The 18,448-nt window shown below is 58.5% G+C and carries 14 protein-coding genes; 5 read left to right on the top strand and 9 right to left on the bottom strand.

Annotated features, from left to right (window positions below; genetic code table 11):
- Window positions 1–22: 22 nt before the first annotated feature.
- Window positions 23–790 carry an SDR family oxidoreductase gene (locus tag VCA57_RS20130; RefSeq protein ID WP_411186975.1) on the top strand — a complete coding sequence of 256 codons (768 nt, stop codon included), beginning with the start codon at window positions 23–25 and terminating at the stop codon, window positions 788–790.
- A 321-nt stretch (window positions 791–1,111) separates the two neighbouring features.
- On the opposite strand, the gene VCA57_RS20125 is transcribed toward VCA57_RS20130, so the two are convergent.
- Window positions 1,112–1,699, bottom strand: coding sequence for an SDR family NAD(P)-dependent oxidoreductase (locus VCA57_RS20125; RefSeq protein ID WP_411186973.1), 588 nt, complete (start codon window positions 1,697–1,699; stop codon window positions 1,112–1,114).
- A gap of 125 nt (window positions 1,700–1,824) precedes the next feature.
- Here VCA57_RS20125 and VCA57_RS20120 point away from each other — a divergent pair, with 125 nt between their 5' ends.
- The gene (locus tag VCA57_RS20120) at window positions 1,825–2,499 is read left to right on the top strand and encodes a response regulator (RefSeq protein WP_411186971.1); all 675 of its coding nucleotides are present in this window, start codon (window positions 1,825–1,827) and stop codon (window positions 2,497–2,499) included.
- The gene (locus VCA57_RS20115) at window positions 2,496–3,857 is read left to right on the top strand and encodes a sensor histidine kinase (protein WP_411186969.1); all 1,362 of its coding nucleotides are present in this window, start codon (window positions 2,496–2,498) and stop codon (window positions 3,855–3,857) included. The genes VCA57_RS20120 and VCA57_RS20115 overlap by 4 nt, the downstream gene beginning before the upstream one ends.
- 146 nt (window positions 3,858–4,003) lie before the next feature.
- Here the strand turns inward: VCA57_RS20115 and VCA57_RS20110 are convergent, their stop codons facing one another.
- The 6 genes from VCA57_RS20110 to VCA57_RS20085 all read right to left on the bottom strand — a co-directional run bounded on the left by VCA57_RS20110 (window position 4,004) and on the right by VCA57_RS20085 (window position 12,327).
- The gene (locus VCA57_RS20110; protein WP_411186967.1) at window positions 4,004–5,185 is read right to left on the bottom strand and encodes an acyl-CoA dehydrogenase; all 1,182 of its coding nucleotides are present in this window, start codon (window positions 5,183–5,185) and stop codon (window positions 4,004–4,006) included.
- A 68-nt stretch (window positions 5,186–5,253) separates the two neighbouring features.
- Complete coding sequence (locus VCA57_RS20105; RefSeq protein ID WP_411186965.1) at window positions 5,254–7,665, bottom strand: efflux RND transporter permease subunit; 2,412 nt, start codon at window positions 7,663–7,665, stop codon at window positions 5,254–5,256.
- Window positions 7,655–8,755 (bottom strand): WD40/YVTN/BNR-like repeat-containing protein, encoded by a 1,101-nt coding sequence (locus VCA57_RS20100; RefSeq protein WP_411186963.1) that lies wholly within the window; start codon window positions 8,753–8,755, stop codon window positions 7,655–7,657. The genes VCA57_RS20105 and VCA57_RS20100 overlap by 11 nt, the downstream gene beginning before the upstream one ends.
- 57 nt (window positions 8,756–8,812) lie before the next feature.
- On the bottom strand, window positions 8,813–10,162 hold the full coding sequence (locus VCA57_RS20095; protein ID WP_411186961.1) for a DUF1329 domain-containing protein: 1,350 nt from the start codon (window positions 10,160–10,162) through the stop codon (window positions 8,813–8,815).
- Between the two features lie 18 nt (window positions 10,163–10,180).
- Complete coding sequence (locus VCA57_RS20090) at window positions 10,181–11,812, bottom strand: DUF1302 domain-containing protein (protein ID WP_411186959.1); 1,632 nt, start codon at window positions 11,810–11,812, stop codon at window positions 10,181–10,183.
- Between the two features lie 92 nt (window positions 11,813–11,904).
- The gene (locus VCA57_RS20085) at window positions 11,905–12,327 is read right to left on the bottom strand and encodes a GlcG/HbpS family heme-binding protein (RefSeq protein ID WP_179527526.1); all 423 of its coding nucleotides are present in this window, start codon (window positions 12,325–12,327) and stop codon (window positions 11,905–11,907) included.
- A gap of 153 nt (window positions 12,328–12,480) precedes the next feature.
- On the opposite strand from VCA57_RS20085, the gene VCA57_RS20080 reads away from it, so the two are divergent.
- Window positions 12,481–14,397: a methyl-accepting chemotaxis protein gene (locus VCA57_RS20080; RefSeq protein ID WP_411186957.1), complete on the top strand. Its 1,917-nt coding sequence runs from the start codon at window positions 12,481–12,483 to the stop codon at window positions 14,395–14,397.
- Between the two features lie 48 nt (window positions 14,398–14,445).
- The gene (locus VCA57_RS20075) at window positions 14,446–15,207 is read left to right on the top strand and encodes a GntR family transcriptional regulator (protein WP_411186955.1); all 762 of its coding nucleotides are present in this window, start codon (window positions 14,446–14,448) and stop codon (window positions 15,205–15,207) included.
- 199 nt (window positions 15,208–15,406) lie between these two features.
- On the opposite strand, the gene VCA57_RS20070 is transcribed toward VCA57_RS20075, so the two are convergent.
- Window positions 15,407–16,966, bottom strand: coding sequence for a bifunctional 3-(3-hydroxy-phenyl)propionate/3-hydroxycinnamic acid hydroxylase (locus tag VCA57_RS20070; protein WP_411186953.1), 1,560 nt, complete (start codon window positions 16,964–16,966; stop codon window positions 15,407–15,409).
- A gap of 36 nt (window positions 16,967–17,002) precedes the next feature.
- Entirely contained in the window at window positions 17,003–18,433 is a 1,431-nt protein-coding gene (locus VCA57_RS20065; protein WP_411186951.1) for an aldehyde dehydrogenase family protein, read from the bottom strand.
- Window positions 18,434–18,448 lie beyond the last annotated feature (15 nt).

The raw sequence follows: 18,448 nt of genomic DNA, 5'->3' as shown, positions 1-18,448 counted from the left end.
CTCATAGTTCACGGTAACCAGAATGTCTAAAACTCACCTGTTCGATCTAGATGGCAAGATTGCATTCGTATCTGGCGCTAGCCGGGGTATCGGAGAAGCTATCGCCAAGCTGCTCGCCCAGCAAGGCGCCCATGTGATTGTGTCAAGCCGCAAGATAGACGACTGCCAGAAAGTCGCAGACGCCATCACCACTGATGGTGGTAAGGCCACAGCTGTCGCTTGCCATATAGGTGAGATGGAACAGATTCAGAGCGTCTTCACCTCTATTCGCGAACAGTTCGGTCGCCTCGATATCCTAGTCAACAATGCGGCCACCAATCCGCAGTTCTGCAACGTATTGGATACTGATCTGGGTGCTTTCCAGAAGACAGTCGATGTGAATATTCGCGGCTACTTCTTCATGTCAATCGAAGGAGGCAAGTTGATGAAGGAAAATGGTGGTGGAAGCATCATCAACGTGGCCTCGGTCAATGGCGTCTCTCCTGGGGAATTCCAAGGCATCTATTCGATGACCAAAGCAGCCGTGATCAGCATGACCAAAGTATTTGCGAAAGAGTGCGCGCAATTTGACATTCGCTGCAACGCGCTTTTGCCAGGGGCTACTGACACCAAATTTGCATCTGCACTGGTAAAGGACGACAACATACGTAATAAGCTGTTGCAGCGTATTCCAGCGAAACGAGTGGCTGAACCGAGTGAAATGGCCGGTGCAGTGCTATATCTCGCCAGCAGCGCTTCCAGCTACACAACCGGTGTGTCGCTGAACGTAGATGGTGGTTACTTATCCTGAGCTCACTAAAGTATGTGTTTAATAACCGCTATTGACCCAGAAGCGGCCACTCCTTTGAAATGCCTCCTAAGTCTTTTCAGGCAGTAGAGTGCTGTTTTCGTTTGTCGGCGGATCGGGACTCCACTTGCTCAGAGTATGCCCATCGACTTGGCTTTTTCTACCGCTTGCGCTCTACGCCTGGTGTTTCTGCTATCGATTTCCCATTGCCAGCCGTAGTGCTGGCTTTTTTTGCGGCATGTTTTTACACGATTTAATGCGGCTGGGTAAGTCGATTTGCGAAGACGCGGGCTTAGGCTCGAACGCTCATACAGTATCCCAGGGTCAGAGAAAGGAAGAGTTGCTGGTATGCCGTGACGCGTCATCCTCTGGTATCAACCCCAGCGGCAGAACATGCTCTTGGCAGAAGAGGGAGCCTACTGTGAGCGTGCTGATGTGGACGCCGTCGTTCACTAATCCCCGTTGGAGGAATTGCAGGTAGCGGTGTGTCGCTGACAGCCTGGAGTCGTGCTCTGCATAAAGGCTCGGCGCAACCAGCAAGGTCCCCGCTCTACGGGCGCGCATCTGTGGCAGCACCTCGCGAACAATGGACGCCAAGGTGAGATCAAACGGCCTTTCGACTTCATCCAAGTACCTCTCAGGCTGTGATGGTGAGCTATAAAACAGCGCATCAATAGGGCCAATCGTGACGCGGATTGTTCTGATCAGTTCGGCAGCCTGCTCAGGCGAAGTCAGGGGGCCAATGAACGTCTGCGGATACACGCCTTCGCTGGTCAGAATGGTGATCAAGGCCGACAGGGATTCGGCATGTTCCGCGACTAGCACCACGTCGTAACCGTCATTCCCATACTGGCGGGCAACGAGAGCCCCTCGGCTGGTTTGCGCACCAAACACCACAATGGCTGGTTTCATAAAGCATTCCCATGAAAGATCTGTTGCGCTGCATCATTACCGCCGTACGTTGCCTGAACATTGCGTCGCGTTTTTTTACCATCCGTTACTATGTCGCCTCGTTAGCACCGTTCTGAGAGGCCGCGTTGCGCATCCTTCTAGTCGAAGATGATCTATCTCTGGCTCAAGCCCTCCAGGGCGCATTGGGGCGTCACGGCTTGGTAGTCGATATCGTCCATACGTTGGCCAACGCAGGCTCCGCTTTAAAGTTGAGCGTTCACGACCTCCTCGTGCTGGATCGCGGCCTGCCGGACGGTGATGGTGTTGGGTTTATTGCCACAGCTCGGCACCTTTCACCGGCACTCCCGATCATTCTGCTCACCGCGCGTGGTGAGGTGGCCGAACGCGTCGACGGATTAAACGGAGGGGCTGACGACTACATGGTGAAGCCTGTGGCGGTGGACGAGCTGTTGGCGCGTATCCGCGCTATAGCTCGGCGTCCATCTACGGTGGCGTTGCCCTGCGCCACCCTTGCTGCCTTGACCTTCGACTTCTCTGCGCGGGAAGCAATTGTCGATGGGCAGCCGCTGCTCCTACCCAGGCGGCAAATGCTTATCCTAGAAGCGCTGGTGTATCGCCAAGGTCGAACCGTGCAGCGCGAGAGTCTGCATGAGGCGGTGTACGGACTGGAGGACGAGATCCAATCGAACGCCCTCGACGCCCATGTATCGAAACTGCGCCGCGCTCTGAAAGATGCGGATGCAGGGGTAGAGATCATGATGATTCGTGGGGTCGGTTATTTGCTCAAGGAAGCCCAATGAGAGCGTTGCGCAATACCTCTCTGATAGGCCGACTGCTCTGGTCGCTGTGCCTAATTCAGGCGGTGGTGCTGGTGACTTCGATTGCCGGCATGCTGTATCACATCATCGACGAAAACTACGGGTTCATCGACGACGCCACCATAGAGGCAGTGGTCGACTCCACGTCGGTGCAGACTGATGCTTTGCGGTTAAATCCCATTGCTGCCCTACGCGAGCTGCAAGCCGCGAACCCCGGTTTATGGGTTGTCATCGCAGACGAAAAAAACAATCGGGCGTACCTGGGTGTAGTGCCCCCAGCGTTCCTTGATCTGGAAAAGAATCTCCCATTGCTCGGCCCCACCCATGTACGCGCGTTGCCGGGTAGAGATGATCTGACGGTGCGCATCGAGGTCAAGTCGATCCAGAATCACAGTGTCCACATCATGGCCGGCGGCGCTGCAACGTCGAACTTCAACACCTTTGTTTTTCAAGCTACTGGGTTTCTCAGTCCGTACTTCCTGATACCGCTGATTTTGTTCACCCTGCTGGCCACACCCATCGTGGTGCTTCACGCGACCCGTAGCGTACGCAAACTCGCCAAAGACGCGTCAGAGTTAGATATTTCAAATCTCGATGCACACTTGGCAGAGGATACGGTGCCACGTGAGATTCGTCCGCTAGTGTCCGCGTTCAACGCCACAATGGATCGACTGGGGAAGGCCTACCATGCGCGCGACCGGTTTCTACGCGATGCCGCCCATGAATTAAGAATGCCCATTGCCGTGTTGATGGCACGCATCGACGGCATGCCGGCGCACCCTTTAAAGTCGGTACTTTTGCTCGACCTGGCACGCCTGGCTAACGTGGCCGAGCAGTTGCTTGACTTACAGCGACTGCAATCGCCGGAGGTCGACTTCGCACCTGTAGACCTCGTTACTCTGGTGCGGGAGGTAGTGTCTGAATTAGCACCGATAGTGCTGCCCCGATGCGACGATCTGGTGCTTAACGCCCCGGACCATCCGGTATGGGTTCTTGGCCAAGCCAGTTCGCTGAGCCGTGTCATCACCAATTTGGTTCAGAACGCACTCTTGCATGGGGGCGGTAAGGGCACCATCAGTGTAATGGTGGATGCAAATGGAACGGTGGCCGTGGCGGACCAAGGTTTGGGTGTTACCCCCGAGGACCGCGAACATATTTTCCAGCCGTTCTACCGCGGCGCTACTGATAAGCCCGGCCACGGGCTGGGTTTGCACCTGGCACAGGAGATTGTCCGGGCGCACAAAGGGCGAATTACCGTAGCTGATGCGCCAGCAGGCGGCGCGTTATTCTCTGTGCAGTTGCCCTTATTGCCTGAGCGCGATTCACGTTGGCACGGCTGAGCTGCAATAGCCAAAGCTTACCCCACTACGAAGAAAGTTGAGCGGATACCAGTACCTATACAGACCAGTTCGCAGAAGTATGTTTTAAGCTAAGGGTAGCGGCACAATAACATCCCAGGGCTATAAGCCCTGGGTTGCCAGTAATTTTACAAGAAGGCTTGGAGGCCGGTCTGCGCCCTGCCCAAGATCAAAGCGTGAACGTCATGAGTTCCCTCATAGGTGTTGACCACTTCTAAATTGACTAGGTGCCGTGCTACACCAAACTCGTCGCTGATGCCGTTGCCGCCCAGCATGTCACGAGCCATTCGAGCGATGTCCAGAGCCTTGCCGCAACTGTTGCGCTTCATAATCGAGGTGATTTCCACGGCAGCGGTGCCCTCGTCCTTCATCCGGCCGAGGCGCAGACAGCCCTGCAGAGCCAGGGTGATCTCGGTCTGCATATCGGCCAGCTTCTTCTGGATCAGTTGGTTGGCCGCCAGTGGGCGACCGAATTGATTACGGTCGAGCACGTACTGACGTGCGGTGTGCCAGCAGGCTTCGGCGGCACCGAGAGCGCCCCAACTAATGCCGTAGCGCGCGGAGTTCAGGCAGGTGAACGGGCCACGCAGGCCGCGCACATCCGGAAAGGCGTTCTCTTCGGGGCAGAACACGTTGTCCATGACGATCTCGCCGGTGATCGAAGCGCGCAAACCAACCTTGCCGTGAATCGCCGGAGCGGAGAGACCTTCCCAGCCTTTCTCTAGGACGAAGCCGCGGATCTCACCGGCATCGTCCTTGGCCCAGACCACGAAGATATCGGCGATCGGGCTATTGGTGATCCACATCTTGCTGCCGGTCAGGCGATAGCCGCCTTCGACCTTCTTCGCCCGGGTGATCAGAGAGCCCGGGTCAGAGCCGTGGTTCGGCTCGGTTAGGCCAAAGCAACCGATGTACTCGCCGCTGGACAGTTTGGGCAGATACTTCTGTTTGGTCGCTTCGTTTCCGAACTCGTTGATCGGCACCATCACCAGCGATGACTGCACGCTCATCATCGAGCGGTAGCCGGAGTCGACGCGTTCGACCTCACGGGCAATCAGGCCGTAGCACACGTAGTTTAGGCCGCTGCCACCGTAGGCTTCGGGGATCGTGGCGCCCAGCAGGCCGGTTTCGCCCATCTCGCGGAAGATCGCCGGATCGGTGTGCTCATGGCGGAAGGCTTCGAGCACACGCGGGGTGAGCTTGTCTGCGGCGAACTGCTCGGCGCTATCGCGCACCATGCGCTCTTCTTCGGTCAGTTGCTGGTCGAGCAGCAGCGGGTCGATCCAGTTGAAACTAGCCTTGTTGGTCATTTGCTAAACCTTGAAAAGGTGATTTGGGTGTTGGGCAGAAGTTCTGCCGGTGTGGTTGTCGGTCTCGTTCAGGCTGTTACCTGCCGGCCATTGCGCGCCAGCAGTACGCGGGCCAGGGCGGGAGTGAGGATCAATGCGCCGAGCATGTTCCAGATGAACATGAAGGCCAGCAGGATGCCCATGTCGGCCTGGAACTTGATCGGTGAGAAGGCCCAGGTGGCGACCGCAATGCCCAGCGTTACGCCGGTCAGTACCACCACCTTGCCGGTGGACAGCAATGCCAGGTAATAGGCGCGTGACAGGGCGATGCCCTGGCGCAGGTTGGCCAGGGTCACGCTCAGGATGTACAGCGAGTAGTCCACACCGATGCCCACGCCGAGGGCGATCACCGGCAGCGTGGCAACCTTCAGGCCTATCCCCAGGCCGACCATCAGCGCCTCGCAAAGAATCGAGGTGAGCATCAGCGGCAGCACCGTGCAGACCACTGCACGCCAGGAACGGAAGGTGATGTAGCACAGCAGGCTGACTGCGATGTAGACCATCAGCAGCATCTGCACGTTGGCCTTCCTCACCACAATGTTGGTGGCAGCCTCGATGCCGGCGTTGCCAGCGGCGGACATGAACTTCAGATCATCGGTGTCGTTGGTCGCGGCGAAGGCTTCCACAGTGCTGGCCACGCGGGCCAGGGTGTCGGCCTTGTGGTCGGCGAGGAACACGTTGAGGGTCAGCAGGTCGCAGTTCTGGTTGAACAGCTCGCGTGGCGCGCGGGTAATGATTGCGTTGAGTAGGCCCTGGTTACGTGGGATCTCGTACCAAGTCAGGCTGCCTTCGTTCATGCCCGCGGCGGCCTGTTTGCTCAGGGCGGCCAGAGAGGTGGTGGAGACTACGCCGGGCAGTTGTTGCAGGCGGGCTTCCAGGGCATCGACTTTCACCAACGTCTCGTAGTTAGCGCAGTAATATTCCGGCGTCTTGACCATCACTACGTACTTGTCGCTGCTGGCCGCGTAGTTTCCGACCATGAAGGCGTTGTCCTGGTTGTAGCGCGACTCGGGGCGCAGTTCGGGCGCACCGGGGTCGAGGTCGCCGACCTTGAGGTTGAGGCTTACGGCAAAACCAGCAAACGCCAGCGCAGCGCCAACGATCAATGCTCCTTTGCTCCAGCGGCCGGGCTGGGTGAAGCGGTCGAGGAAGGCCCACAGGGCATGACGTTCGTGCAGTAGATCGCTGGTGGCGCGCTGTTCGGCTTCGGCCTCACGGCGTGCGGCGGTCTTGCTGACGCCGGTGTAGGAGAGCAGCACCGGCAGCAGCACTAGGTTGGTCAGCACCAGCACCAGTACGCCGATGGTGGCAGTGACGGCCAGATCCTGGATCACCGGGATGTTGATGATCATCAGTACTGCGAAGCCCACCGCGTCGGCCAGTAGGGCCATGGCGCCGGTGAGGAACAGACGGCGGAAGGTCAACCGCGCTGCGGTGAGCTTGTCGGCTCCACGGCCGATGTCCTGCATGATGCCGTTCATCTTCTGCGCACCGTGGGACAGGCCGATGGCGAAGATCAGGAAGGGCACCAGGATCGAGTAGGGGTCGAGGTCGTAGCCGAGCGTCGCCAGTAGGCCTAGCAGCCAGACTACGGCGACCACCGAGCAAAGCAGCACCAGCAGGGTGCTACGCACGCAACGGGTGTACCAGTACAGCACCAAGGCGCAGATCAGCAGCGTGCCGGCGAAGAACAGTTGCATCAGCGCCAAGCCTTCCATCAGATCGCCGACCACCTTGGCAAAGCCGGTGATGGCCACGTCGGTACTGTCGTTACTGTAGCGCTCGCGCAGTTCGTCGAGCGTTTGCGACAGTGCCCGGTAGTCCAGCGGCCCGTGGTCGGAGCCAGCGGTGGCGGCGTCCTGTAGCGGCAGGGTGATCACGGTGGAGCGCAGGTTGGGCGCCACCAAGCGACCGATCTCGCCGGAGCGCTCGACGTTCTGCCGCACCTGCTCGACGCTGGCTGGCGAACCGTCATAGTCCTCGGGGATCACCGGGCCACCGTCGAAGCCTTCCTCGGTCACTCCGATCCAGCGGGTGGCTGGCGTCCACAACGATTTCATGTAGGGACGATCAACACCAGGTAGCAGGAACAACTCATCGTTGAGCTGTTTCAGGGTTTCTAGGTACTTGGCGTCGTAGACGTTGCCGGTCTTGGCGCGCAACGCGATGCGCAGGGTGTTGCCGCCTTCGCCGAGCTGGCCGCGGTACTGGAAGTAGTTCTCGATGTACGGATGGTCGATCGGGATCATCTTTTCGAACGCCGCGCTCAGGCGCAGATCCTGCGCCTGCCAGGCGAGCACTGTGCTGATCAGTAGGCAGAGGCCGATCACCACTTGACGGTACTTGAACAGCAGGCGTTCGGGCAGGCTGCCGGAGTGGGCGTCGAACAGGCCGATGGAGTTTTCGCTGCCGTTCTGCAGGGTGGTGGCTTTACTGTTCACGGGTGGCGCTCCGGTTCAAGGCATCTAGATTCAGGCGCGACAGGCCACGTGCGCCACTGAGTACGAGCTGACCGTCGACCAGTTCGGTCAGGCCTGTCAGGTAGGTCGGTTCGTCCAGTGTTGTGGTGCTGAAGCCCTGGAGCGGGTCGCGGCTGGCGAGTAATCGGCCGGACTCGTCGAGCAGTAGAACGCGGCCATCGTCCAGCCGGGTGCCGGCGGTAATGGTAATGGGCTGCGGATTGGGCACGGCCTGCCAGCTGTCTCCGCCGTCCTCGGAGAGATAGGCCTTGCCGCGCAGGCCATACGCGAGCAGGCTATTCCGGCCGCTGGCTACCAGACCGAACAGCGTGCCGCTGGCTGGGGAATCCAGTGTCTGGAAGCTGGCACCGCCATCGCGCGAGCGCAATAGCAGGCCCTGTTCGCCTGCAATGAATAAGTCGGTGCCCAGTGACTCGATGGCGTACAGATGCAGTGCGCCGGGGTTGTCCAGGTGCTCGTCGACCGGTTGCCAGGTAGCGCCGCCATCATCGGTGGCGAAGGCCAGGCCGTAGGCGCCGACCGCTAGGCCACGCTTTTCGTCGCTGAAGTGCACGGCCAGGAAGGGTTTGTCAGGCCCGTCGGACATCAGGTTCTGCGCATCGCGCAGGCGCCGTTCAGCTGCCTGGCCCGGTTGCGCGGCCAGCCGTTGTTCGGCTTCTTCCAGCACCAGGCGGGCGGCTTGTCGGCCATCCAGCTGTACCTTCCAGCTGAGCCCGGCGTCATCGCTGTGCAGGATCGTACCGGCGTGACCGATGGCCCAGCCTTTATCTGGAGTGGGAAAATCAACGCGCGTCAGGGTGACACTGACCGGTACCTCTACCTGTTGCCAGGATTGGCCCTTATCTCTCGAGCGGAGGATGAAGCCGCGCTCGCCAACGGCGACTAGTGCATCACCAGCCTGGGTGACATCGAGGATCAAGGCGCGTTGCGCCATCGTGCTGTGCAGGGCCGGCTGCTGCAGCGGATCGGTTGGTACCGCCTGCTCGTTGGCACTAGCGGCTGCGCCGAGGCATAGCACCAAGGCCAGGAGGCCGGGTCTGAATCTTTGCATCTGTAATTACCTCGAGCGGAGGGTGGGCAGCGAGTGCCCACCTTTACTACTTACTGGTCAGCGGACGGAGTCCGACGCGACCGCATTGCCGGTGAAGAAGTTCTCCGGCTTGCGTGGCACCACCGAGTAGCGCTCGCCGTTGAGTCCTTGCACCACGCTGTAGGTGCCGGCCTGCAGGTTGTAGATGACTACTGGCTTGACCACCACGGCAGGGATCTTCGGAACCACGAACGGCAAGGCTTGGTTTACCCGCCACAGCTTGCCCTGAGCGTCGTAGCCGTCAGCTAGAGCGATGGTCCAGCTGTCCTCGTCGATATAGAAGCGGCGCTTCGGTACCGCATGGCGTTTGCCTGGTGCGACCGTGGCTTCCACTTCCCAGACGCGGTGCAACTCCCAGCGCATTTTCTCGGGGTTGAGCACGTCCTTGGTGTTGACCTCGTCTGGCTTGAGCGAGTGGAAGTTGTTGAGGTTGTAAGGGATGTACATTTCCTTCTTGCCAATCAGCTTCCACTCGTAGCGATCCGGATGGCCGATGAAACCATGCACTTCATCGAAGTAGTTGGCGCCTGACGCAACGAAGTCCGGCGTGTCGTAGCCGACGGTAGGAGCCTTGCGCACTCTTCGCTGGCCGACCAGGTACTGCCAGGCATCACGTGGATTGGCGGCGTTTATGCTGTCGTGGGTGACCAGCGATTCACCAGCCTTGAACGGAGGTTCGTTGGTGAGGAAGCGCAGTAGTACGTAGCGACCTGGCCATTTTTCCGCACTGCCATCCTGGTAGTAGTAAGGGTACTGCCAGTTTTCCACGCCGCGGCTGGCCATGGTTCGCGAGCCATCGGCGTTACCGATGGTGTTGCGGTAGCCCATTTCGATGGACTCGGCCTCAACCCGTAGTAGAAAGTTCCAGATCAGTTCGTTGCCGTTCTGCGGAATCGGGAACGGGATACCACCGTAGCAGCCTTGTACTGACAAACCGTTCTCGGTCAGTTGGCAGCGCGTGGCGTTGGTCATGGTGTTGTCATACACCCACTGTGGTGCGGCAGCTGTACGGTGAGTGGGGTAGACATCCAGGTGGAAGCTGTTTGGGTACTTCTGCAGCAAGGCCTGGGTGCCTTCGCTTAGCTTGTCGGCGTACTGGTCGGCGTTGGCCGCAGTAATACGCAGCAGAGGTTTTTCACCGGGAAAAGGGTCTGCTGGCACATCGCCAAATTTGGCACCCGCTAGATCAGTTGTCAGTCCGCCAGTCCAGGCTGGAATGCTGCCGTCGGCGTTACCTGCGCGTTCGGCGCCTAGTGGTGTAAGCGTGGATTTCAATGCTTCAGCCTCTTGAGGCGTCACAGCAGCGAGTGACTGACCTGCGAGCAGGCTGGCGGCAAGGGCAGTCAACAGCAGAACTTGTCTTTTCATCTTGTTGTTCTCCGTGGATCAGAAAGTGCGCTGGATCGAGAAGGCAATGAAGTCCCTGTCTTTGAGCGATTGCTCAAATGTGTAGATGTTGTTGCCATCGATAACCGGCCCCCCATCGCCAAAGAAATTGGTGTAGCTGAGCGAGGCGTACCATTGCTTCTGGTAGTCAGCCTTGAGCGCTACGGTGAAGTCGCCTCCGTGTTCTGGTGCGAATGCCTGTGGGGTTACTGAAGAGCGGCCATAGGGGGTGTAGCCGACCGTAATGGGCACTTGTACGTCGACACCTGGCAGCACCTGGAAGTACTGCGGTTCAAAGGTGAAACGCAGTGAATAGGCATCACGCGTGGTGTTGGGATCGAGGTTTTGGGAGTTCTGCTTGACCTTGAGGCGACGGTTGAAGGCCACCTCACCAGCCAGAGATGCACCATCCCAGAGTGCTGAACCTCCGTAGACATTGATCATCGATATCTGCGCATGCAGCGAGTCGCCAACCGGGTAGAGCGCATTGCTGTTGTTATCTGCGGTCATATCGCCGGTTACCACTACGCCCCCAATGGGAGCCAGCGGTGTGTCGACACGCATCGAGATTTCACCTGCGACGTTGGCTTCGCCGACGGTGGTGCTGAAACTGGCACCGAATACTTTGACATCTTCCGGGTAAACGTTGATGAAACTGTTGTCCCCCCCGAGGAAGCCAGGACGGAAGTACCAGATAGGTGTCTTTTCGTGATAACGAGCCGCGTACAGGCCGAACTCCCAGTCGCTCAGTGCGAAGCGCACCTGGCCGCCAAATTGGCCTGAATCACGGGCTTCGATATCGTCGCCACGAAGTAAAGGTGCGCCAGCAAAGAACATCCGTTCAGCACCATCGCCGATAAAGTCACCTGTGCTGAAGTAGCTACCTGAGCTTGGCAGGCGTGTCCTGTTCCATTCGAACTGGTAATAGGCGCCAATGCTGACTGTGTCGGTCAACTGCCAGTTGAAGGAGGCCTGCTCGGTGGGCAGGAGGATTTCCTTGAACTGCGAGCCAGGCACCGACTGCAGCTTGACCAGATCCACGTGGCCTTGTGCGCTGGCAATACCGTTGGCGCCAAAGAAAAGGCTTTCACCGTAGATCTGGTTGAACTGACCTAGACGAACAGACAGGCGGGTCGACCCGATGTCGCGGGCTCCGTACACAAACGCGTCCAACAGTTCGGCATCACGACCGTGCAGGTCGCGGGTCTTATTGGTGAATTCGTTGTAATCCACACTCACCGGATTGGCGGTGCCTGGTGAGTTGTTGTCATTACTCTTGTTGTACACCGTGTCATACCAGGCCGCGCCACTGATCCGCGCCCCAACGTTCTGGTATTTGATATCCAGCTCGGATAGCAGGTCGAAGCGATTAGAGATCAACCCGGTGCTGAAATTGCGGTCACCATCATCTCTGTTGGGGTTGGGGGAAGACGCGGTGATGTTGTCCGCTCGCTCGTTCAGGCGCCAGGCGTTGCTGTACTTGATGGTGTTATCCCAGCTGGTGGATAGGCCTTCGATACCAGTGTCGAACTGGAAGGCCAGTACGTTGGCCGAACACATGGCCATGGCGATGCCAAGGGCACTGGCATTGCGTAGGGATGCGGGTACAGCTGAGTGGCGTTGCTTGTTCATGGATACCTCTTCTGCATTCTTGTTGTTGTTACAGGTGGTTCCATCCGTACTTACGGATGCTCGTATCGGCAGTTCTGTTGGTGCTCCTTGATTCAGGTGCGGTGTTGCTCGGGGAGGGCGAGTGCGGCAATGCCTGCGCACGCGATCTGTTCGTCGAAGTCAGCTCTAACGCCGCTGGCAGCGATGCCGCCCAGACAATGACCGTCTTGCAGTACAGGCAGGCCTCCTGGCATTGGAATCACCCCATGCAGAGAGGCAGCACCAGGTTGGCCAGCACTGATCATGTCGGCGAAGAAACGAGTGGGGCGGCGCGTCAGGGCAGCGCTACGCGCCTTGTCGATGGCGATCTGTGCCGAAGATGGAGTGGCGCCAGATAGCCGGCGAAAGGCTAGTAAGTGCCCCCCGTCATCAACCAATGCGATGGACACTACCCAGTCGTTGCGCAGCGCTTCGGTGGTGGCTGCATCGAGTATTTCCTCGATTTCCTGAGCGTCGAGAGTGAGTCGTTCGTGCATCAGTAGGCTCTCTTATTTTTGTGCATTATTTTTATATTTTGCTTTATAAGGTGCTTTGTGCACAAAAATAGGCCGCTTACCGAAAAGAAGTCAAGGAAAAAAACGGGGCTCGAACGGGCGGCGACCGATCCATCGACATAGGGAAACAACAAGATGAAAACCCTACCTACAGTGTTCTCGCGCCTGTCTATTGGCGCTCTGCTGGCGCTTGGTTTCAGCCTGCTATGTGGATTTAGCGTATTGCTGGCAGCGTCGGCTGCCTGGAACCTACATGCAGTGTTGCGTGGTGGCTCGAGTCTGGAGGCCATTGCCAGCATGCATGCCGGCATTCTCGATACTCGTATCGCCGAGAAGAGCTATCGGTTGGATGGAGGTCGTGCGGCATATGAAGATGTGTTACGTCGCAGCCGGATGCTGGAGGAGCACCTAAGTGGTATCGAGGAGTGGCGACAGACGCTGGATGAGGTTAGCCAGCGTTATCGTGAACAGTTTGTCCGCTTGGCCGGCGCGCGTGAGCGACTGATCGAGACTCGACAAGCCATGAGCCGTGAAGCCGAAAACGCTCGGGTCGGTTTCGAAAGTGTGGAACAGGACTTGATTGAATCGCTGACGCAGCAACATGGCGACATGCAGGCAGCGTTGGCGCTTACCGAAAGTGCGACGGCATTGATGCGTAAGTTGCTGGCGCTTCGCACCGCCGAGTGGGATTACGGTTTGTCCTTCGAAGATACCCGCTATGATCAATGGACTCTTCTTCTGAGCGACCTCCGCTCTTCGACTCAGGCCTTGGCTGGTGGAGCTCAGGTACAGCAGAGGGAGCTGCTCGACGAGGCTTTGGAGTCTCTAGAGTTGTATCGCGCAGCTTTCGAGCAATACCGCGCAAGCGTCATCGCCAGTCGCGAGGCTGAGCATGAACTGGACGTTAGCGCTGAGCGGATGCTGCAAGTCTCCGATACTGCCCGGCAGCAGATCGCAGCACGCCAGAATCACCTACAGCGTGATGCCTATGTCTGGCTGGCGACGATGAGCTTGCTGGTTCTGACATTGGGGATCGCTGCTGCGTTGCTGATTCGCCGCCAGATTATCCGCCCGTTACGCGCCACTGCTGCTGTGGTTGAACAGGTCGCAGCTGGTCGTTTGGACATTATCATTGAGGGGCAGCGCGGCGATGAGTTGGGCCTTGTGCTGGAGGCGATGCGACGTATGCGCGAGAGCCTGCATGGCATCGTAAGTCGTATTGAGCAGGGCTCATTGAGTTTGAGTAGGGCTGCCCATGACTTGGCCCAGGTTACCGAGGAGCAGGCACAAGGAGCAGAAGTACAGTCGGCAGAGACAGAGCGCGTTCTTGGGGCCATGCTGCGGATGAATTCAAGCCTAGGAGATGTTGCCAGCCGTACCGAGCAAGCGGCTATGGCAGCGGGCTCTGCCCGACGCGGCAGTGAGTCCGGCAGCGAGGATGTTGGAGCCGTAGTTCGCCAGGTAGATTTGCTGGACGAGCAGGTGCGTCTAGCCAGCCAGGGCATGCAGGCTTTGGATGTGCAGAGCATCAGCATCGGGCGTGTGCTGGAGGTCATTCAAGGATTGGCTGAGCAAACGAACCTACTGGCTCTCAATGCGGCCATTGAGGCCGCCAGGGCAGGAGAGTTGGGGCGCGGGTTTTCGGTGGTTGCCGACGAGGTGCGTACTTTGGCCAATCGCACCCAGACTGCGGCCACCGAGATCGCCGGTATGATCGAGTCGCTGCAGCGTGATAGTAAGGAAGGGCTTCGCCGTATCGAGCGGGCTGGTGAGGAGTCTCGGCGCGCCCGTGAACACTCGGCACTAGCAGGGCTGGCGCTGGCCGGTGTGAGCCGGGATGTATTGACCATCGACGCGATGAATCGGGAGATCGCCGACGCTACTCATGAACAAAGTCATATGGCTGGAGAAGTCAGCCATCGCATGGACAGCGTGCGTGAGTCGGCCGAGCAGGAGCGCAAACGTAGTGAACGACTGCGTAGCGCTAGCCGTGAGCTGGAACGTTTGGCCGGGCAGTTGCGCCAGGCGCTGGAATATTTTCGCTTGAGCTGACCGATTGCCGCGTGTGGTGCGCTCTATTCCAAGTGTTGGCTGCTCTTGATGTTAGATAAATTGCACAAATCTTTCTTTGTGCATAAAATTTCAAGGAATGCAGAATTTCCGGATACCTATCCCATGTCCAGCCCTCAAAGTGGTTCCCTGATCGAAGTTGCCTTACAGCAAATGAAGAAGTCGATCATTTGCTGTGAAATGGCGCCTGGAGAAAAGCTCAAAGTGTCCGAGCTTTCCCAGGTCTATGGCTTGAGCAGTTCGCCTATTCGTGAAGCGCTCAATCGCCTTGCCCAGGAAGGAATCGTTGAAGCGAGCGAGAACAAGGGGTTCCGTGTCGCCGGTCTATCGGTCGAAGATTTTCGTCAGATCACCCACTTGCGCCGCCTGTTGGAGTGTGAGGCGCTGGCCGAGGCGATCCGCCATGGTGACGATGCCTGGGAGGCAACCGTACTGGGGGCCTTCCATCGATTGGGAGTCGTCGAGAAACGGCTGAATAGCATTTCAGTGGCGCTGGACGATGGCTGGTCGGAACGGCATAAGGCCTTTCATTTCGCACTGTTCTCGGCTTGCCCATCGCCTATGTTGCTGCGCCTGATCGACTCGCTATTCGATCAGGCCGAACGTTACCGACGCTTCTCAGCGCTACACCGTAAGGTAGAGCGTCATAAGGGTAATGAGCATCAGAAATTGATGGACGCTGCCCTGGCGCGAGATGTCGATGGTGCAGTGGCTCTCCTTGACAAGCATATCGGCGGAACGTTGTCTCATGTGACAGACGTATTACTGCAGCAGCATTCGACCTTGCAATAAGGGATGCAACGCCGCGGGTGGCGGCGTACAGAGCCTTTTGCTGTTTGGATAGGGACACGGGGCACCTCTTGAGTGGCCGTGTTTGTTGCTGTGGTATTTGTTGTTCGATACAGCTAGGAGCACTATTTCGGGCTTTGCAAAGAAAAAGCACGGCCCGCATAGCAGCGTGGCACTGCGCGGGCCGTGTAACGCTCAATCGTCAGCTTTTCAAGCGGTCTAGGCAGTGTGTGATCAAATCCAAGGCGCCCTGTAAATTATTGGCACCTCCGTAGACGTAGTGGTCGGGGCGTACCAGTAGTACTTGGCAGTTGCGCAGGGCCATCCATTGCTCGAGTAGGGCGTCGTGTTCGCGATACTGATTTTCCTGCTTGGGGTTCTCGGTCAGTTGAACTACCCGTACCGGTAGGCCACGCCAATCAGGCTTGTCGTCCAATGCGGCGAGCAACTCTTCGGTTTGAGCGAAGTCTTCGCCGATCACCAAGCGCAAGCTCTGCCCGGTGAATCGGTCGAGGAGGTTTTCGCTACCATGATGGTCGGTTACCCGGGGTTGTGGGAACAGCTCGCCCGCGGGGGCGCGAGAGTCGATGAAGCCGCTCTTCAGGCCTGGAATGAGCGACTGGCGAATGGTGCCTGCTGGGGATGCTTTCAAGCTCTCCAGCAGGCGAATATCGCGCTCTGCTGCTCTGGCTGTGTCACGTTCGCAGATCGTTTGTCCGAATTCCTTGGCGACTTCGGTCGTGCGTCGTACGTGTGGCGCGCGTTCCGGCTGGTAGCTGTCTAGCAGGGAGGAAGACGAGAGACCACGGCGTACCAGCGCTAGCTTCCAGATAAGGTTCATGGCATCGCGAATGCCCTGGCACATGCCTTGAGCGAGGAAGGGCGGCGTCATATGAGCCGCGTCGCCGAGGAAGAAGATGTTGCCAACGCGCCAGCGTTCGAGGATCAGGGCATGGAAGCGATAGGTCGAGGCACGCCAGATCTCGTAGTCTTCGGCAGGCAGCCATCGTGATATCAGGCGCTGGATCGATTCGGGATGGACGATGTCGGTCGGGGTTTCGTCGTCTTTGATCATGAACTCCCAGCGGCGATGGCGGCCGGGCCCAACTACGAAGGTGCTGGGCCTGCTCGGCTCGCAGTACTGCACATTTGTCTCGGGCAGCGTAGCGCCCGCTCCTTCCTTAAGCAGAACGTCGACCACCAGCCATGGTTCGTCGAAGGCCAGGTCTTCCATATTCAGTTGTAGGTTGGTGCGTATTGGGCTCGTGCCGCCATCACAGGCCAGCACGTAGGCGGCACGGGCCTTAAAGTCGATTCCGTCTTTGCCACGGATGTGCACCAGCGAGCTTTGCTCGCTTTGCTCAATTGCGGTGACTTCTTGGCCAAGTAGAATCTCGACTGACTCAGAGCATTGCAGGCGAGCACGTAGGGCCCGTTCCACTGGCGGTTGTGAGAACACATAGTTAGGTGCCCAGCCCAGGGCATAAGGGGGCTTTGCCGCATCTATGCGCCGGATCAACGTACCTTCGCTATTGAGGTAGTGTGATGCTCGATAGGGCATCACATGCGCAGCGATATCGTCTGCAAGACCGAGGTTGTCAAAGGTGCGCATTACCTCATGATCGAAGCCCATCGCGCGAGGGTTCTGGTAGACGGTCTCGCTCTTGTCCAGCACAAGGGTGCGCAACCCCCACTGGCCAGCAAGACTTGCAGCGGTTGCTCCCACAGGCCCCATGCCCACGATAATCAGGTCGTAATCCATAGCGTTGTCCTCTTGTTGTTGTCTGGTGCGCCTAGCTCACGCCTGGGTATAGGCGGTCTTCAGGGTGGTAAAGAAATCGATGGCATGACGCCCCTGTTCGCGAGGGCCGTGACTGGAGGCTTTTGTGCCTCCGAAGGGGACGTGATAGTCGACTCCGGCGGTGGGGGTGTTGACCATCACCATGCCGCTTTGTACATGGCGCTTGAAGTGCGTAGCGTGTTTGAGTGAAGTGGTGCAGATACCGGCAGAAAGGCCGAAGGGACTATCGTTGGCTACTTGTAGTGCCGCTTCGTAGTCGTCCACGGCAATGACGCAGGCTACCGGCCCGAAGATTTCCTCTTGGGCGATACGCATGTCAGAGCTCGCTTCGAGGAACAGCGCAGGACTCATGTAATGGCCTTCTTTGTCGCGTTTCAGCAACTGACCGCCGTGTGCCAGGACGGCGCCTTCGGTGAGGCCTATGGCTATGTAGTCCAGGTTCTGCTGCAGCTGTGCAGCATCGGCTACTGGTCCGATATGGCTGTCCGGTGATAGTGCATGACCGACACGAAGGCTATCCAAGCGAGTCGTCACAGCATCGACGAAACGCTGGTGAATAGCCTTTTCTACGATGAAGCGCGAGGAGGCGGTACAGCGCTGGCCGGTAGAAAAGTAAGCACCCTGCACTGCGCATTCCACGGCCTGTTCAAGGTTGGCGTCGGCCAGCACAACCAGTGGATTCTTGCCTCCCATCTCCAGCTGTAATCTGGCGAAACGCGGGCCGGCGCTTTCCATCAGGCGGCGGCCTGTGGCCGTAGAGCCGGTGAAGCTGATTGCCCGAACGGCCGGTGCATCGGCCAGGGCTTGACCGATCACACTGCCTCGGCCCATCAGCAGGTTGAATGTACCCGGTGGCAGACCGGCGCGGCTGATGATCTCGGCCAGTGCCCAGGCGCTACCGGGAACCAGGTCGGCGGGCTTGAACAGTACGGCGTTGCCGTAGGCCAGGGCCGGGGCGATCTTCCAGGCCGGAATGGCGATAGGAAAGTTCCACGGGGTGATGATGCCGACTACCCCGACAGACTGACGCAACACGTCGACCTCGATACCGGTGCGCACCGAGTCCAAATGCTCGCCGCTGACACGCAGGGCTTCCCCGGCGAAAAACTTGAAGATCTGCCCGGCACGGCCGGCCTCGGCGATGGCTTCGGTCAGCACCTTGCCTTCTTCGCGAGCGAGCAGGTGGCCCAACTCTTCGCGTCTGGCGAGAATTTCGCTGCCGATCAGGTCGAGCGCGTCGGCGCGTCGCTGCGGGCTGTAGGCTGCCCAAATGGGTTGCGCCTGTTCGGCTGCGGTAATGGCGCGCCGGGTATCCTGGGCGTCTGCCTGGGCATATAGGCCGACGAGGTCGGTCGCATCGGAAGGGCTGAAATTTTCGCGTACTGCCTGGCCTTCGCACCAGACGCCGTCGATGAAGTTCTTGTGCATGAAGATTCTCTAGCC

The organism is Pseudomonas sp., from assembly GCF_046581935.1.
Classification (GTDB): Bacteria; Pseudomonadota; Gammaproteobacteria; order Pseudomonadales; family Pseudomonadaceae; genus Aquipseudomonas.
The sequence above is the reverse complement of the archived record's forward strand: the minus strand, read 5'-3'. Positions and strand labels throughout refer to the sequence as shown.

What these genes read in the sequence shown, in the direction of transcription:
- VCA57_RS20085 (WP_179527526.1), bottom strand. Translation starts at nt 12,327, where the DNA reads ATGCACGAACGACTCACTCTCGACGCTCAGGAAATCGAGGAAATACTC.
- VCA57_RS20095 (WP_411186961.1), bottom strand. Translation starts at nt 10,162, where the DNA reads ATGAAAAGACAAGTTCTGCTGTTGACTGCCCTTGCCGCCAGCCTGCTC.
- VCA57_RS20130 (WP_411186975.1), top strand. Translation starts at nt 23, where the DNA reads ATGTCTAAAACTCACCTGTTCGATCTAGATGGCAAGATTGCATTCGTA.
- VCA57_RS20115 (WP_411186969.1), top strand. Translation starts at nt 2,496, where the DNA reads ATGAGAGCGTTGCGCAATACCTCTCTGATAGGCCGACTGCTCTGGTCG.
- VCA57_RS20090 (WP_411186959.1), bottom strand. Translation starts at nt 11,812, where the DNA reads ATGAACAAGCAACGCCACTCAGCTGTACCCGCATCCCTACGCAATGCC.
- VCA57_RS20070 (WP_411186953.1), bottom strand. Translation starts at nt 16,966, where the DNA reads ATGGATTACGACCTGATTATCGTGGGCATGGGGCCTGTGGGAGCAACC.
- VCA57_RS20125 (WP_411186973.1), bottom strand. Translation starts at nt 1,699, where the DNA reads ATGAAACCAGCCATTGTGGTGTTTGGTGCGCAAACCAGCCGAGGGGCT.
- VCA57_RS20065 (WP_411186951.1), bottom strand. Translation starts at nt 18,433, where the DNA reads ATGCACAAGAACTTCATCGACGGCGTCTGGTGCGAAGGCCAGGCAGTA.
- VCA57_RS20075 (WP_411186955.1), top strand. Translation starts at nt 14,446, where the DNA reads ATGTTAGATAAATTGCACAAATCTTTCTTTGTGCATAAAATTTCAAGG.
- VCA57_RS20100 (WP_411186963.1), bottom strand. Translation starts at nt 8,755, where the DNA reads ATGCAAAGATTCAGACCCGGCCTCCTGGCCTTGGTGCTATGCCTCGGC.
- VCA57_RS20080 (WP_411186957.1), top strand. Translation starts at nt 12,481, where the DNA reads ATGAAAACCCTACCTACAGTGTTCTCGCGCCTGTCTATTGGCGCTCTG.
- VCA57_RS20110 (WP_411186967.1), bottom strand. Translation starts at nt 5,185, where the DNA reads ATGACCAACAAGGCTAGTTTCAACTGGATCGACCCGCTGCTGCTCGAC.